Origin of the sequence: Brevibacterium oceani (assembly GCF_013623835.1) — a bacterium.
Classification (GTDB): domain Bacteria; phylum Actinomycetota; class Actinomycetes; order Actinomycetales; family Brevibacteriaceae; genus Brevibacterium; species Brevibacterium oceani.
Window position 1 is genome coordinate 123,574 of the sequence record NZ_JABKDE010000006.1, and the last position, 14,058, is coordinate 137,631.

The following is a 14,058-nucleotide window of genomic DNA, read 5'->3' on the forward strand; positions in this document are numbered from 1 at the left end:
TATCGTTTTGGCACACCCCAGCGCGAATTGACGATCGCTTGAAGACCAGTGCTCACCGCGACGCCGCGGAGGCACCGCTGTCAGTCAAAAGTACTGAGAGCTCCAGTGGATGCTCATCCGCCGCCCAGCGACGGGGCCTCACCGTCGCTGTCGCCGCCCTCTGCCGAACCAGAGGAGGAACCGCCGCCCTCCGCCGAGCTCTGAGATCCTGTCGATCCCTCAGAACCCGTTCCGCCGTCGGATCCCGACGAATCGTCGCTGGGCTGGGGAGACTCCGTCGGACCGTCGTCTCCGTTGATGTCTTCGCCCGGCAGGTGCCCGGCGCCGTTCGAGTCGCCGTCTTCGTCGCGCTTCTCCCCCTTGGGCGCCTTGACGCCTTCGGGCCTGTCGACCTCGCCGAACAGGCAGGAGCCCGTCGACTCCGTGGGCTGCATGAGTTCAGCGGTGGCTTTGCCGGCACGGATCTCCCCGATGACGCAGCCTTTGTCAGTCTTGACACCGAACATCTTCGACGGCACGTCATTGCCGAGAGGCGACTCATCGAGTGTCGCTTCGAGCTGCTCGGGCTTGTACCCGGCATCGAGCATGGTGGTGAAGAACTTCTTCGTCGACGGCACCGAATCCTTGTCACCGGTGATCGGCTTGACGGCCTTGAGCACCTTATCCACTTCAGCGACCGGTGTCGGATGGGTCTTCTTCGGTTCCGGCTGAGAATCATCTGAGCCGAAGCCCAACAGAGAGCAGCCTGACAGTGCCAGTGTCAGTGCTGCGGCACCCAGCACAGGAACGAGACGCATCTGAGACCTCGGCGGGAGGGGACGATTGACAGTCTCACTCTAACCGATCGGGTCCGCCCCTGCGGGCAGCGAATCGGTCAGAACGGCGCAGCGGCGGCTGCAGTCTCACGCGCGATGGCGTCCTCGTCGCTGTCAGATGCCGATTCGGCACCCGCCGTTCCGTCCACGCCGGCACCTCCGACGTCGGCGGCACCCGTGCCGTCGCCGACGGCCGATGATTGCTCAGCGTCATCGTCATCCGCCTCGGCGACCGAATATGCGGAGCGCGCCGAAGTCGAATACCCGTTGTGCTCGACGTCCGATCCTGCGGGTGCGGCCGGCGCCTGCGATTCCAGACCGTCCCAACCGTCGCCCGGACTCGATTCGGAATCCGTCGCCTGCTTCCCCTGATTCTGACCACGATCGGGGGCCTTCGACCTCCGGTAGTGCGCGGTGCCGTAGCGCAGGTCGGGTCCGATGTGGTCGGCCACGACAGTCGGGGCGATCCCGCTGCGATCGCCGTTGTCCCACTGACGGATCTTCAGACTGCCGGTGACGATCACCGCGGTACCCGGCTGAAGTGTCATCGAGGAGTTGCTGGCCAGGTCGCCGTAGCAGTCGACGCTGAACCACGAGGTGCCGTCGTCGATGAACTCGCCCGTATCTTTGTCTATGCGCCAGTGGTTGACCGCCAGTCGAAAGGACGCACAGGCTCGTCCGGACGGCAGCGTCCGGGCATCGGGGGCGGTGGCGATGGTGCCGGTCAGCGTGATCGGAATGGCGGACATCGGAGGCTCCTTCGAATTGTCGAGTGCACCCGCCCATCGGTGGACGTGCGCATCATCAGTCAGCCTGGAACTTCGCCGCCGTGTCCAGAGACGCCGAATGCCCTGTGGAAAGACGATCTCCGTCCACAGGGCATTCGCGCTCGAGTCAGATGACCCGTGCGTTGAAGTCTCAGCTGAGCATCTCGAACGCCCGCCGGTGCTCTCCGATCACGCGCTTGACCGGATCGAGGTAGGAACTCTGGGCGACTCGACCGACAGCATCGCGCAGCTTTCCGTCGACCTCTGCAGCTGCGTCCTTCGCTCCTCTGCTTCGGGCTGACTTCGACATCAGTGAGGTGATGAGCGAGCCGATGAGTCCGATCACGAGGATGCCGATGCTGAGAATCCAGCACCACGTCGGCAGCGACCCCGCGCCGAGAGCCGCGACCAGCGCGGACACGATGACCCCGACGATGCCGATGATCGTTGCCACGAAGAAGATGATCTGCAGGGCGTTGGCCAATGACCACCATCCGGGACTCTGTCGTGTGATATCCACAGCCGTGACGGCCGAGTCGAGGTTCTCCGAGAGTTCGGCTGTGCTCGTCTTCTCGGCCTCGGCGGCATCGTTCTGCCACGCCTGCGGCATCGTCGCCACCGATTCGCTGATTAGTTCGTGGGCCATCAGTCTCACATGCGAGTTCTGGGCCTTCGCCGTGGCCGGAACCGAGGCCCGCACGAGTTCGTCGCGGCCCTGTCCGTGCTTGGCGCCGAGAGGGTCGGGAGCGTTGCGCTGCATCCAGGCGAGCACTAAATAGCCCGTCTTGCGATACGCTCGGCGGATGTAGTCGTCGTGAACGGTCTGCGCCACGGCTTCGACTCCTGCCGCGTCGGACATCGTCTCGACCAGGCGCGATGCTCCCGGCAGCTCGTCCGGTGGCGCCACAGGCTCCCCGAGCTCGGTGCGGATCCGTTTGGCCATCGCCTGCATGTCGGCAAGCAGACGTTCGGCCGCCGCGTCCTTCGAGTCGACCGTGTCGGCAAGAATGCTCCGCAGCTCCGGAATCCCATCCCGTGTCGTCGCCGAGGACACCCTCACGTTCGTCTCACTCAGGCCGTCTTCATTGAGCAGTTGCCGCAGATGGTCGACGGCCGCCTTCTGCTCCTCAGGACTGAGCTTGTCGATCTGGTTGAGGACGACGACCATGTTCGAACTGTTCTCGGCGAGTTTGGCCAGGTAGTCCGAGTGCAGGGAGAAGTCCGCATACTTCTGTGGGTCGACCACCCAGAAGACGACGTCGACGAGTCCGACGAGGCGGTCGGACTCGACACGATGCTCGACGGCAGTCGAGTCGTGGTCAGGCAGGTCGAGGAGGATGAGTCCGTGCAGCCGTCGCTGGTCGTCGCCGTCGAGTGCCGATTCGCGCCAGGTTCGGCTCCGTTCGGGCACACGCAGCCAGTTCAGGACATCGTTGCCGCCCTCGCCCCAGACGCAGGCGGTCGGCCGCGATGTCGTCGGACGGCGAACACCCACACGAGCGATCTCGAGACCGGCGACCGCGTTGAATAGAGAGGACTTGCCCGATCCTGTTGACCCGGCGAACGCCACCACGGTGAAGTCCTCCCCCAGGCCGAGGCGGTCTTCGGCACGGTCGAGCAGGTTCTGAGCATCTGCACGCACGTCGCCGCCGAGCTTGTCCTGACTCAGAGACAGCGAATGTCGGATGCCTTCGGCCAGACGTCGGATCTCGGTCTGCGCAGAACTGTTCACAATGCCACCTCAAGTCGTTCACCGGACGAGCGCAGCGCGCCCGCTTGCCGCGCCGGTACCGCGGATAGTCTCAGTGCGTTGTCGAATGGTGCCCGGCAGTCGGCGACTATTCCCGCAGCGGCGGAGAGGAACCGCTGCCGGATCGAAGCGATGAGTTCGCGCGCCTCCGCCTCCCCGAAGATGGTCTCCGCCAGGCTCAGTGCCACACCTGCGCCTTGGCGGGCGGCCGGTTCAGCGGTACCGGAATGCTGCGGATCCCAGAAGGCTGCGTATTCGAGCACCGCGCAGACGCCGGCGACGCCGAAGGAGAGGATGCGTGCCTTGGACTTCTTGCCCTGACCGAGATCACGCACGAGTGCGTTCACCTCGTCCGACCATCCGCTGACGGCTGATTTGACGGCCCCTTCGAGACCGGATCCGACATGCCGCAGTTCCGGCTGCTCATCGATGAGCGCGGCTCCTGCAGCTGTATTGCGCCATTCGGAGTTGACATCGTCGACCACGCCGATCGCCTGCTCGCGCAGGGACACGGCCGCACTGCGCAGAATTGCGATGTGCAGCGGGGTGGCGGCATCGTGTTTGCCGGTCACCGCCGCAGAGATCCTGTCGCGCATGCGCGCCATGGTCGGTTCGAGACCGCGGAACAGCTGACCCGTTCCCACGAAGTCCTGCCACCTGGCATTCACTTCACCGTGGAGAACACGGCCATCGGAGAACACTTCGGCGAGCCGTGAGTCAGCCGTGCGGAAGACCGTGTCGACAGATGACGCCAGCGCGGCGTGAGCCTGTTCCTGAGCCTCGGCATGGCCGGCGAGTGAGTGAACTCTTCCCGGCAGCGCGGCGACCGCACCACTCAGGGTTCTCGACCGAATGCGTTGGAGCGATGCGCCCTCGGCTCCCACCTGCGCGACCCACGAGCGGATCGGATAGATCGCCGCATGCGGAAGCAGACCGTCTTCGAGCTCGAGTTCGGCCACGGAGAAGATGGGCGAGTTGGCCAGCCCCGCCTCGGCGAGCAGACTCGAGAGGTGGTGCCTGACCTCGCGATTGGCCTCGGGCGGAACCCTGTCAAGGACGATGGCCACCGAGGTGCTCCGTGCCGCCGCAGTCTTCAGCAGCGTCCACGGGGCGGCATCTGCGTATCGGTTGGCGGTGGTGACGAAAAGCCACAGGTCCGCGCTGAGCAGAGTTCGGCGCGAGAGTTCGCGGTTGGTCGCTGAAATCGAATCGATGTCGGGGCAGTCGAGGATCGCGGTTCCCGACTCGACGCTCTCATCGGGGACGAGGACGACGCCCGGCCGAGTGGACTCGGGATCGGTGCTGCGCGGCAGATCCGGCAGGAAGTGCTCGGAATCGAAGAACTTGGCATCTGCCGGATTGTGGATCACGACCGGGTTGCCGGTCGTCGGTCGACGCACGCCTGCGGGGCTGACGGTCCGACCCACCAGGGAGTTCACGAGAGTCGACTTGCCGGCTCCGGTGGATCCCCCTACAGCGATGAGGAAGGGGGTGCGTGCGCGGTTGATGCGCGGCAGCACATAGTCGTTCAGTTCCGCGGTCAGCGCCGAGTGCGCAGCGCGACCGTCTTCGAAGTCATCGGTGCGCAGGGTGAAGCGCGTTTCGGATACGCGCTTGACGATATCGTTCAACGCTTGGCCGACCGGCGGCGTCGCGGCACTCTTGCTCTCTGTCATCACGCATCCACTCTCTATGTTTTCCCAGCTCGGCACCAATTGCCACGCCGTATCGGAGCACAATTGCCCGCGACGGCTCACTGCCGGACCGCACGCGGGAGCATGAGTGCGCCGGGCTCACAACGGATCTGCCCGTACGGGAGTGCCGTGAGTGGAGAATTCGGTGGGCGTGGATGATGTGGGACGAGTGTTCGCCGGGATGAGCGTTCCGTGGCTCGAAAAGCGCCCCCGGCGGGGCTCGAACCCGCGACCTACCGCTTAGAAGGCGGTTGCTCTATCCGACTGAGCTACGGAGGCTCACACATCGTAACCGATGGCCGCCGGAGAACAGAAAGCGGCCCCGGGCGGAGCGGGGCTCTCGGAGTCCGCGCCCACGGACCGGGGCTCAGCGCTGGCGTCGGCCGGTCAGCGGCGGTTCAGTAGCGGCGCGCGGCCTGTTCGAGTGCTTTGCGCACGGTCACGAATGACACCACTGCGACACCGGTCAGAGCGAGGATCACTGCGACGGCTTCGATGCCGAACGCGAAGTCGACGATGATCGGAAAGAAGCCTGCGAGCATGAAGCCCAGCAGGGCCAACAGGGTCAGGCCCGTAGCGATCGAGAAGTACTTGGCACCGTTCATCGTTCATCTCCTTTGTCCTGTTGGAAAAAGGGTAGTCCTCTACATGAGCCACGTCACTGTGAGAATCCTGGAAATTTCGATCAGCTCTCGCCGCGGGCCTCGATCGCCTTCTCCAGGCGCTCGAGCTTGCCGTCGAGCTCCCCGGTGTATCCCGGCCTGATATCAGCTTTGACCACAAGCGACACCCTCGTGCCGTATTCTCCGACGGCATCGGTGGCCGCTTTGATGACCGCGAAGACCTCGTCCCATTCGCCTTCGATAGTCGTGAACATCGCATCGGTGCGGTGCGGCAGCCCGGAACGTCGGACGATGTCCACGGCCGCCGCCACGGCGTCGTGGACAGAAGCGTCCGAGTCTTCTCCCCCGCTGGGGGCGACTGAGAATGCTGCGAGCATATTGCCTCTCCTTCTTCTGTGGGAGGCGGGGAACCGGAACGGTCCCCCGCCTCGGTGTCGGCCTCGTATGAACCGGACGACGATGCCGACGGCACCGCCGCTTCCGGATTGATTCTCAGGCCCGAGGTGGAACGCTGACGATGAGCGAGTCGCCCTGACCGCCGCCTCCGCACAGGGCGGCGATTCCGGATCCGCCGCCTCGGCGCTGGAGTTCGTGCGCGAGGGTCAGGACGATCCTGGCCCCGGAAGCACCGATGGGGTGGCCGAGGGCCACCGCACCGCCGTTGACGTTGACCTTCTCCGCGTCGATGCCGAGGTCCTTCGAGCTGGCCAGGCCGACGGCGGCGAACGCCTCGTTGATCTCGTAGAGGTCGAAGGAGTCCGCGGCCACGCCTTCGCGTTCGGCCGCGGCCCTGATCGCCTGCGAGGGCTGATGCTGCAGGGTCGAATCGGGTCCTGCCGTCCACGCGTGGGACCGGATCTCCGCGAGGATCGGCGCGCCGAGCTCCTCGGCCTTCTCGCGTGACATCACCACGACGGCGCACGCGCCGTCGGAGATCTGGGAGGCATTGCCGGCGGTGATCGTTCCGTCCTTGCGGAACGATGGGCGCAGCTTGGACAGTGATTCGACGGTCGTGTCCGCTCTCACTCCCTCATCGGCCGAGACGGTGACGTCTCCCTTGCGCGAGCTGATGGTCACAGGGACGATCTCGTCGTCGAAGGCGCCAGCCTGCTGTGCTTGGGCGGCACGCTGGTGCGAACGAGCGGAGAACGCGTCCTGCTCCTCGCGGGAGAACTCACGGTCTCCGGCATTGGCATCTTCGGTCAGACCGCCCATCGCCTGATCAGTGAACGCGTCCCAGAGCCCGTCGTAGTCCATATGGTCCTTGACGACGACGTCGCCGTACTTATACCCCGAACGCGACTTCATGAGCATGTGCGGGGCCTGGCTCATCGATTCCTGTCCGCCCGCGACGACGATGTCGTACTCACCGGCACGAATGAGCTGGGCAGCCTGGGTGATCGTGTTGATCCCGGACAGGCAGAGCTTGTTGACGGTCACGGCAGGCACGGACATGGGGATACCCCCGGCAACGGCCGCCTGTCGTGCGGGCCCTTGGCTGTTGCCGGCCTGGAGCACCTGGCCCATGACGACGTAGTCGACGTCGTCGCCCTTGATGCCGGCACGCTCGAGTGCCCCGGCGATGGCGTTTCCGCCGAGCTCGACAGCGCTGAGTTTCGACAGCTCACCCTGCAGCCGTCCGAATGGTGTGCGCGCTCCGGCGACGATCACTGCGTCTGCCATTTCTCCTCCTCGGTTCCGCGCCGGAAACCTGATCCCGGCACGTGTGTTGTTCGATATGCCCCAGCGTAGTCGAGGAGACTGTGGCCTCGGTCACGGGGTCCCGTCCCACGTCTTCGATCGCCTCTGTCCACTGTCGTGCATTCGCACCCAACACTCATGGAGTCTCCGTTAGAGTAGGACGAGGACAGCCCAGATCATCCCTTCCAGACGACAGGAGTTCGCTTCAGTGACGCCCACCGAAGAATTCCGCACAGCGATGCGCGGCTACGAAAAGAGTGAAGTCGATTCGCGCCTGCAGCAGCTGCGCACCGAGGTCGAGTCGGTCCGCAAAGCGCTGGCGGATGCGCGGAGCCAGGTCATCAATGCCGACCGGGCGAAGCTGCAGATCGCCGGTGAGCTCTCGGAGGCGAAGGCCCAGCTGAAGAAGGCTGCGAACGACAATGCCGAGGCCTCGGGCCCTCCCGGCAGCCGCATCGACCACCTGCTCAAGATCGCCGAATCCCAGGCCCGTGAAACGCTGGCTCAGGCCAATTCCGATGCCGAGACCATCCGCAACAAGGCCCGCGCCGAGGCGGCGTCCGCCCGCGCCCGGATGCACACCGAGAGCAACGACACCCTGTCCAATGCACGGTCCGAGGCCGATGCGATCATCTCGTCGGCCGAGCTGCGCGCCGAGGAGACCGTCAAGGCCGCGGAGAAGCGCGCCGCCGAGCTCAAGGCGACGACCGAGCGAGAGACCAACCAGGCCAGGGAAGCCAATGCCGCTTCGGCCAAGGAAGCGCGCGAGAGCCTCGACCTCGAGCTCTCCGAGCTGCGTGCGAACGCTGAGAAGGAAGGCGCCGATCTGCGTGCCGCGGCGAAGACCGAGGCCGAGGAGACCGTGGCGGCCGCGCAGGCTCAGGCCGACGAACTCCTCGCCGCCGCGAAGGCCCGCGATGAAGCGTCGAAGAAGGCCGGCAACGACTTCGACGTCGAGCTCGCGGCCAAGCGCAAGGACGCAGAATCCGAACGCAAGAAGCGCTACGAAGAGGCGCAGGCCGAGAACAAGAAGCTCATCGACGATGCCCAGGCACGGGCGGCGAAGGCCGATGCTGAGGCCAAGGAGGCCGCGGAGCGCGCGGAGACCACGCGCACGGACGCCGTGAAGAAGGCCGACGAGATCATCGCCGATGGAAAGTCCCGCGCTCAGGCCCTCATCACCGAGGCTCGCGCCACCGCAGAGGCCACCATCGAGGAGTCGGCCGCCGAAGCCAAGCGCAATGTGGCTTCCGCTCAGTCTCAGGTGGATCTGCTCACGAAGCAGCGCAAGACCATCACCGCACAGCTCGATCAGCTGCGTTCGCTGTTCGCCATGCCCGGTGTCATGGGCGGCGACAGCATCGATCCGGCAAAGGCCGAGTCGGCCTCTCACGCCACCGAACAGATCGCAGACGGTCAGGAGCTCGAGGATCTGCTGGCCGAGGACTCCGCCGATTCGGACGGTTCGTCCGGTGGCGACTCCGACGGAGCCGCTGCCGCGTCGGACGACTCCGCCGCAGAGGGCGATGCGTCGACGATGGCTGCTGCCGCTGGCACCGAGTCCGAGTCCGCAGGCGAGAAGAATTCGCAAAACAGCGAGACCAGTCAGAGCGCTGGGAAGTCACAGGGACACCAGGGGGCGCAGCAGGGCACGAGCTCCAGCGGCTCGAAAGACTCCGCCGGCACGAACGGGGAGTCAGCTGAGTCCTCCGATGAATCCGCTGACCAGGGCGGGAAGGGTGACGACCTGCCCAATGGAGCCACCGACGAGGACACCATCTCGATCGATGCTCAGGTATCCGGTTCGAAGAAGGACAGCGCGAAGACCAGCCGTTCACGCAACTCGCTGCGCTGAACTCGCAGCGATCGCATCGCTGAGGGATGAATAGACCGAAGGGACCCGTTCGCGGGTCCCTTCGCCGTTCTGCTGCATCCTGAGTGAGGCCAGTGCGTCCTTCATGGGCCCAGTGCGTCCTTCGTCGTTCCACTGAGTCGCTGTCGGATCACGTCGACCGTCCTCATCATCTGAAGCGTTCGAAGCAGCGCGGGTGCCAGTGCCGCCGGCTGTCGACTCCGATCTCCACTCCGTGCCTGGCCTCCTGTCGCCAGGCGACGATGTGAGTCGAGGACGCACTGACCTCGCGTCCGCAACCGGGGCACACGTAGACCTTGCCGGAATCGCTGCCTCGCACCGTCTGCACCGACCAGGTCCCGTCCGAAAGTGAGCGGCTGGTGCGCATCCCGGACACCGCATCAGAGAGGTCTCTGGGACTCCGCTGCCATTTGTTCGTGAGACGCGAGGATGAAGATCGTGGCATTGGCCCATTGTCTCACGTAGGCTGAAGCGCGTGCGTCTTGTCATTGCCGAATGCTCCGTTGATTATGCCGGTCGTCTGACCGCCCACCTCCCGATGGCTACCCGCCTCATCATGCTCAAGGCAGACGGGTCGATCCTCATCCATTCCGACGGCGGTTCATACAAGCCGCTCAACTGGATGACTCCCCCGTGTACGATCCGGCACGTCGAGCCGGACGCCGAGCAGACGGCCGCCGGTCTGACCGAGTTGTGGGAGGTCTCCCAGACGAAGACCGGTGATCGTCTCATCATCTCCATCGCCGAGGTGATCTCCGATGACAGCTACGAGTTCGGGGTCGATCCCGGTCTGGTCAAAGACGGCGTCGAGGCGCATCTGCAGGAGCTGTTGGCCGAGCATATCGAGACCCTCGGCACCGGATACAGCCTCGTCCGCCGCGAATACATGACAGCGATCGGTCCGGTCGACATCCTGGCCAAGGACAGCGTGCAGAAGTCCGTAGCGATCGAGATCAAACGTCGCGGAGACATCGATGGGGTCGAACAGCTCACGCGCTACCTCGAGCTGATGAACCGTGATCCTCTGCTCAGCCCTGTCGAAGGGGTATTCGCCGCTCAGGAGATCAAGCCCCAGGCGCGGACGCTCGCCGAGGACCGCGGCATCCGCTGCGTCGTCCTCGACTACGACGCTCTGCGCGGTATGGACGACCCGGATTCACGCCTCTTCTGATCGGATGATGTGCCTCTTTTCGGCTGTCTCAGCCCGGGGTGGTCTTCGGCTGGTCAGAGCCGCGCCGTCCTACCTCACGCCTTAACGCTGGACCTCTGCCGTCGTTCAAGGCCACGCGCGTCCGTCGACCACTCGCGCCTGTCCTCTGCGGTCGTTCAACGCCACGCGCGTCCGTCGACCACACGCGCCTGTCCTCTGCCGTCGTTCAAGGCGGAACACCTCTGTCGAGTCATGCACCGATCTAGAGACGTTTTCCGCCTTGAGCGAGGTCGCGGATCACACTTCCCGCTGCCGTCTCTCGTCGACGACCACGCGCCGGCGCACAGTTTCCTTGATGCGCAGAAAGGCGTCGGCGGTGAACAGCTCGCTCCAGCGGATCCGAAAGACCATCCACCCTTCGTTGCGGAGCGTATACTCGCGACTCCTCTCGCGTTCGAACGACTGCTGAGGATCGCCGCCGTCGAGGTGGTACTTCGCCGCTCCGTCGACCTCCGCGATCACTTTGGCGCGGACATCTGCGAAATCCGTCCGTGCCAGATGCTTGCCGCTCTCATCGCAGATGTCGACCTGCGGTTCGAATCCGGAGATCGAATGCTCAACGAAGCGCACCGCGCAGATCGACTCCGCCACACTCTCCCGGCGACTGTCGATGTTGTCGAGCGCGGTCAGGATCTTCCGAGTGCCAGTGCGAACCGGGTGGGATTCGAAATAGGTCCGGATCTCATTGGACGTCAGGACCGATTCGCGCACCGCGGAGTCGAGCACTGCCACGGAGAATGCCAGTGGGCAGTCGCGAGCGATGTCGAGCATTGTCTGCAGTACGGTCGTGACCGGAATCCCATTGACGATCTCATGCGCACCGTTGTCCATCGACCGACGCCTGACCAGCATGTTCGCCAGACGCACGCCGTAGCGGGGATTGACCGATTCAGCGTAAACCTCGCTCCGGTCGATATAGGGAATCGGAAGGGCGTGGACGACGAGTGCGCTGCGGTGGGAGAACACCGAGTCCGGAGGAATGCGATCGACATATGATCGGACCAGGATCCTCACATCCTCGGCACGCTTGCGCTGGCCCTTCGCCTCCTTGGGCAGAGTCGTCCTGGAAGCCTCGGCGATCGCGGCGACGAAGCTGTGTGCAGGATTGTCACACACTGTCGTGACGAGGTAGCGACCCCGTTCCAGCCGCCGCAGACAGCATCGCTCAGCCGCTTTGATTCGATGACAGTCCCACCCCGCGGCGTTGAGAGCGGCCGTCGTCAGACATCCATACATGCCACCCAGCATGAGCGACCGGACCGTGCCGTGGCCACCCCGAGAATTCGCCCTGTGGATAATCATCGACTCGTGCGCACAGGTGGCGAGTTCTACGTCCTGCACGCTGACGAAGTGGCGCTATAGAGCTGTCTGCGGGGAGAAATGCAACCGTCGGCAGACCTCGTTCAAGGGGAAGCGCACATCGCGAGCCGTCGACCGTTCCACAGACGCGCTCCGGCTTGAACGAGCAAAAGACGACTCGACAGACGCGCGTCGGCTTGAATGAGCGTAGCGAAGAAGAGCCTGGGCAAGTCTGGCGGGGCCCGATCGTGGGTGGCGGGCTACTCGAAACTGAGGACGTCGCGCTTCTCGACGCGTTCGATGTCGACGCCGAGGCTGCGCAGGTTGGCCACGAAGTTCTCGTAGCCGCGCTCGATGTGATCGATGCCCGACACCTCGGTCACTCCCCCGGCACGCAGGGCAGCCATGACGAGACCGGCCCCGGCGCGGATATCCGAGGCCTCGACTTCGGCGCCGGAGAGGCTCTCACTGCCGGTGACGAGCGCATGGTTGCCGTCGATGCGCACCTTCGCGCCGAGGCGGGCGATCTCCTGGACGAATCGCCACCGAGCCTCGAACAGATTCTCCGAGAGCAGTCCGATGCCGTCGGACACCGAGTTGAGGGCGATGACGAACGGCTGGAGGTCGGTGGGGAAACCGGGGAACGGCATGGTGGCGACCCTGATCGCATGCGGACGTTCGGCTCCGATCACGCGGAAGCCGTGACCGATGGTCCCATCGCCGAGGCTGATCTCACCGAGGTCATCGACGCTCGCCCCGGAATCCCTGAGCTTGAGCCCGATGTTCGGCATGAGTTCGAGCCCGACGCCGCGAACGGTGACGTCGCCGCCGCTGAGTGCGGCGCCGAAGGCGAACGTGCCGGCGACGATGCGGTCGCCCACCGTCCGGTGGGTCACCGGTCGCAGCGCTGAGACGCCGGTGATGGTGAGTTCGGAGGTTCCGATGCCGTCGATGTCCGCGCCCATCTCGACGAGCATCGTGCAGATGTCGACGATCTCCGGTTCGCGGGCGGCATTCGAGATCGTCGTCGATCCCTGCGCCAGCGTGGCGGCCATGACGAGGTTCTCGGTGGCTCCCACCGAGGGAAATTCGAGGACGATCTCGGTTCCGCGCAGACCGTCGGGGGCTTCGGCGACGAAATAGCCATGATCGAGGTGTACCTCGGCGCCGAGGGCTTCGAGCCCGGCTTGGTGCATGTCGAGGCCGCGCGAACCGATGGCGTCGCCACCGGGAAGAGCGACGTGGGCTGCGCGCATTCGCGCGGTCAGCGGGCCGAGCACGGAGATCGACGCGCGCATCGCACGGACCAGTTCGTAGTCGGCTCGGATCCCGACCTCGTCGGGCACATCGATGCTCACAACCCCGGCTGCGGAATCGTAGTCGACTTCGCAGCCGAGCCGTACGAGGAGTTCGACCATGATCCTCACATCGAGGATCGCAGGAACATTCGTGATAGTAGTCCGACCGACGGCCAGCAGGCTGGCCGCCATGAGCTTGAGAACACTGTTCTTCGCGCCCCTGACGTCGATGACGCCGTGCAGACGCGACGGACCTGTCAAACGGAAGACATCCATCAGGTGAAACGTCCCATCGTCGGATTGAAACCGGGAGGCGAGGACTCCAGCCACGAGGCCATCGTGGACAGCGACTCGGTGTCCATCGCCAACGACACCGAACGCGGACGACCATCCGCCTTGCCGTAGGAGCAGTCGACGACGACGGCATCGGGCAGAACCGAGTACTGCTCCCCCGAGGTCGGCTTGCGCCGCACGAGGATGTCGAGGTCGGCCCGCGGCAACCGGAATGCCGCCCGCCGGGTCAAAGCGAACACCGGATACCAGTCCAGGGACGCTACCGAGAAGACCGCGACACCCAAACGCCAACGTGGGCGAGAAGAATACTCCTCGCCCACGTTGATGGAACAGTCGAAAGCACCCGAGAGCTTCGAGATCGACCTGCGTCGGATCGTCACGACGACGATCAGAGCAAGCGCTAGTCCTACCAATGAGAGCAGAACGATCAGCAGGACAGAAGGGTTCACGGTTGCCAGTGTAACGCGCAGATCAGAGAAGTTCGGCCTGATCAGCGGCAATGATCACGCGATTGTTCTCCACCGAGAGGAAACCACCATCAGCCTTGACCCTGATGGTCTCCTCACCGGTGGTGAGAATCCGCGCCTCGCCATCGGCGACGACACCCAGGACAGGCTCATGACCTGCCAGGATGCCGATCTCGCCGTCGAGAGTGCGGGCGATGACGCGCTTGGCCTCACCGACCCACACTTCGCGATCGGCAGCCACGACATTCACTTCGAGTGTCGCCATGG

The 14,058-nt window shown here is 64.7% G+C and carries 14 protein-coding genes and 1 tRNA gene; 2 read left to right on the forward strand and 13 right to left on the reverse strand.

What is annotated here, in order from left to right; all coding sequences use genetic code 11:
- Nucleotides 1–113: 113 nt before the first annotated feature.
- The 8 genes from HK401_RS14160 to HK401_RS14195 all read right to left on the reverse strand — a co-directional run bounded on the left by HK401_RS14160 (nucleotide 114) and on the right by HK401_RS14195 (nucleotide 7,332).
- Entirely contained in the window at nucleotides 114–797 is a 684-nt protein-coding gene (locus tag HK401_RS14160; protein ID WP_181275307.1) for a DUF6993 domain-containing protein, read from the reverse strand.
- A 77-nt stretch (nucleotides 798–874) separates the two neighbouring features.
- Nucleotides 875–1,564: a single-stranded DNA-binding protein gene (locus HK401_RS14165; protein WP_181275308.1), complete on the reverse strand. Its 690-nt coding sequence runs from the start codon at nucleotides 1,562–1,564 to the stop codon at nucleotides 875–877.
- A gap of 169 nt (nucleotides 1,565–1,733) precedes the next feature.
- The gene (locus tag HK401_RS14170) at nucleotides 1,734–3,314 is read right to left on the reverse strand and encodes a GTPase (RefSeq protein ID WP_181275309.1); all 1,581 of its coding nucleotides are present in this window, start codon (nucleotides 3,312–3,314) and stop codon (nucleotides 1,734–1,736) included.
- Nucleotides 3,311–5,008, reverse strand: a complete 1,698-nt coding sequence (locus HK401_RS14175) for a dynamin family protein (protein ID WP_181275310.1) — start codon at nucleotides 5,006–5,008, stop codon at nucleotides 3,311–3,313. The genes HK401_RS14170 and HK401_RS14175 overlap by 4 nt, the downstream gene beginning before the upstream one ends.
- Before the next feature lie 223 nt (nucleotides 5,009–5,231).
- Nucleotides 5,232–5,305: transfer RNA gene (locus tag HK401_RS14180), tRNA-Arg, on the reverse strand.
- A 119-nt stretch (nucleotides 5,306–5,424) separates the two neighbouring features.
- On the reverse strand, nucleotides 5,425–5,631 hold the full coding sequence (locus HK401_RS14185) for a hypothetical protein (protein ID WP_181275311.1): 207 nt from the start codon (nucleotides 5,629–5,631) through the stop codon (nucleotides 5,425–5,427).
- Between the two features lie 80 nt (nucleotides 5,632–5,711).
- A complete protein-coding gene (locus tag HK401_RS14190) occupies nucleotides 5,712–6,026 on the reverse strand; it encodes a thiamine-binding protein (protein ID WP_181275312.1) in 315 nt (104 codons plus the stop codon).
- Between the two features lie 115 nt (nucleotides 6,027–6,141).
- Complete coding sequence (locus tag HK401_RS14195) at nucleotides 6,142–7,332, reverse strand: acetyl-CoA C-acetyltransferase (RefSeq protein WP_181275313.1); 1,191 nt, start codon at nucleotides 7,330–7,332, stop codon at nucleotides 6,142–6,144.
- 226 nt (nucleotides 7,333–7,558) lie between these two features.
- Here HK401_RS14195 and HK401_RS14200 point away from each other — a divergent pair, with 226 nt between their 5' ends.
- On the forward strand, nucleotides 7,559–9,205 hold the full coding sequence (locus tag HK401_RS14200; RefSeq protein ID WP_181275314.1) for a coiled-coil domain-containing protein: 1,647 nt from the start codon (nucleotides 7,559–7,561) through the stop codon (nucleotides 9,203–9,205).
- A gap of 166 nt (nucleotides 9,206–9,371) precedes the next feature.
- Here HK401_RS14200 and HK401_RS21250 read toward each other — a convergent pair whose 3' ends face one another.
- Nucleotides 9,372–9,668 (reverse strand): Rv1322 family protein, encoded by a 297-nt coding sequence (locus tag HK401_RS21250; protein ID WP_507134199.1) that lies wholly within the window; start codon nucleotides 9,666–9,668, stop codon nucleotides 9,372–9,374.
- Nucleotides 9,669–9,698: 30 nt separating this feature from the next.
- Between HK401_RS21250 and nucS the strand changes: the two genes are divergently transcribed.
- On the forward strand, nucleotides 9,699–10,394 hold the full coding sequence (nucS, locus tag HK401_RS14205; protein ID WP_181275315.1) for an endonuclease NucS: 696 nt from the start codon (nucleotides 9,699–9,701) through the stop codon (nucleotides 10,392–10,394).
- 276 nt (nucleotides 10,395–10,670) lie between these two features.
- On the opposite strand, the gene HK401_RS14210 is transcribed toward nucS, so the two are convergent.
- The 4 genes from HK401_RS14210 to HK401_RS14225 form a co-directional block, all read right to left on the reverse strand.
- Nucleotides 10,671–11,549 carry a putative endonuclease domain-containing protein gene (locus HK401_RS14210; RefSeq protein ID WP_181275316.1) on the reverse strand — a complete coding sequence of 293 codons (879 nt, stop codon included), beginning with the start codon at nucleotides 11,547–11,549 and terminating at the stop codon, nucleotides 10,671–10,673.
- Nucleotides 11,550–11,992: 443 nt separating this feature from the next.
- Entirely contained in the window at nucleotides 11,993–13,306 is a 1,314-nt protein-coding gene (gene murA / locus HK401_RS14215; RefSeq protein WP_181275317.1) for a UDP-N-acetylglucosamine 1-carboxyvinyltransferase, read from the reverse strand.
- Entirely contained in the window at nucleotides 13,306–13,773 is a 468-nt protein-coding gene (locus tag HK401_RS14220; RefSeq protein ID WP_135538628.1) for a DUF2550 domain-containing protein, read from the reverse strand. Before HK401_RS14220 ends, murA begins: the two co-directional genes overlap by 1 nt.
- A gap of 22 nt (nucleotides 13,774–13,795) precedes the next feature.
- Nucleotides 13,796–14,056, reverse strand: coding sequence for a F0F1 ATP synthase subunit epsilon (locus HK401_RS14225; protein WP_166971406.1), 261 nt, complete (start codon nucleotides 14,054–14,056; stop codon nucleotides 13,796–13,798).
- Between the last annotated feature and the right edge of the window lie 2 nt (nucleotides 14,057–14,058).

Excerpts from the sequence above, each read along its gene's own strand:
- HK401_RS14225 (WP_166971406.1), bottom strand. The coding sequence starts at position 14,056 with ATGGCGACACTCGAAGTGAATGTCGTGGCTGCCGATCGCGAAGTGTGG.
- HK401_RS14195 (WP_181275313.1), bottom strand. The coding sequence starts at position 7,332 with ATGGCAGACGCAGTGATCGTCGCCGGAGCGCGCACACCATTCGGACGG.
- murA (WP_181275317.1), bottom strand. The coding sequence starts at position 13,306 with ATGGATGTCTTCCGTTTGACAGGTCCGTCGCGTCTGCACGGCGTCATC.
- HK401_RS14190 (WP_181275312.1), bottom strand. The coding sequence starts at position 6,026 with ATGCTCGCAGCATTCTCAGTCGCCCCCAGCGGGGGAGAAGACTCGGAC.
- HK401_RS21250 (WP_507134199.1), bottom strand. The coding sequence starts at position 9,668 with ATGCCACGATCTTCATCCTCGCGTCTCACGAACAAATGGCAGCGGAGT.
- HK401_RS14175 (WP_181275310.1), bottom strand. The coding sequence starts at position 5,008 with ATGACAGAGAGCAAGAGTGCCGCGACGCCGCCGGTCGGCCAAGCGTTG.
- HK401_RS14160 (WP_181275307.1), bottom strand. The coding sequence starts at position 797 with ATGCGTCTCGTTCCTGTGCTGGGTGCCGCAGCACTGACACTGGCACTG.
- HK401_RS14165 (WP_181275308.1), bottom strand. The coding sequence starts at position 1,564 with ATGTCCGCCATTCCGATCACGCTGACCGGCACCATCGCCACCGCCCCC.
- HK401_RS14185 (WP_181275311.1), bottom strand. The coding sequence starts at position 5,631 with ATGAACGGTGCCAAGTACTTCTCGATCGCTACGGGCCTGACCCTGTTG.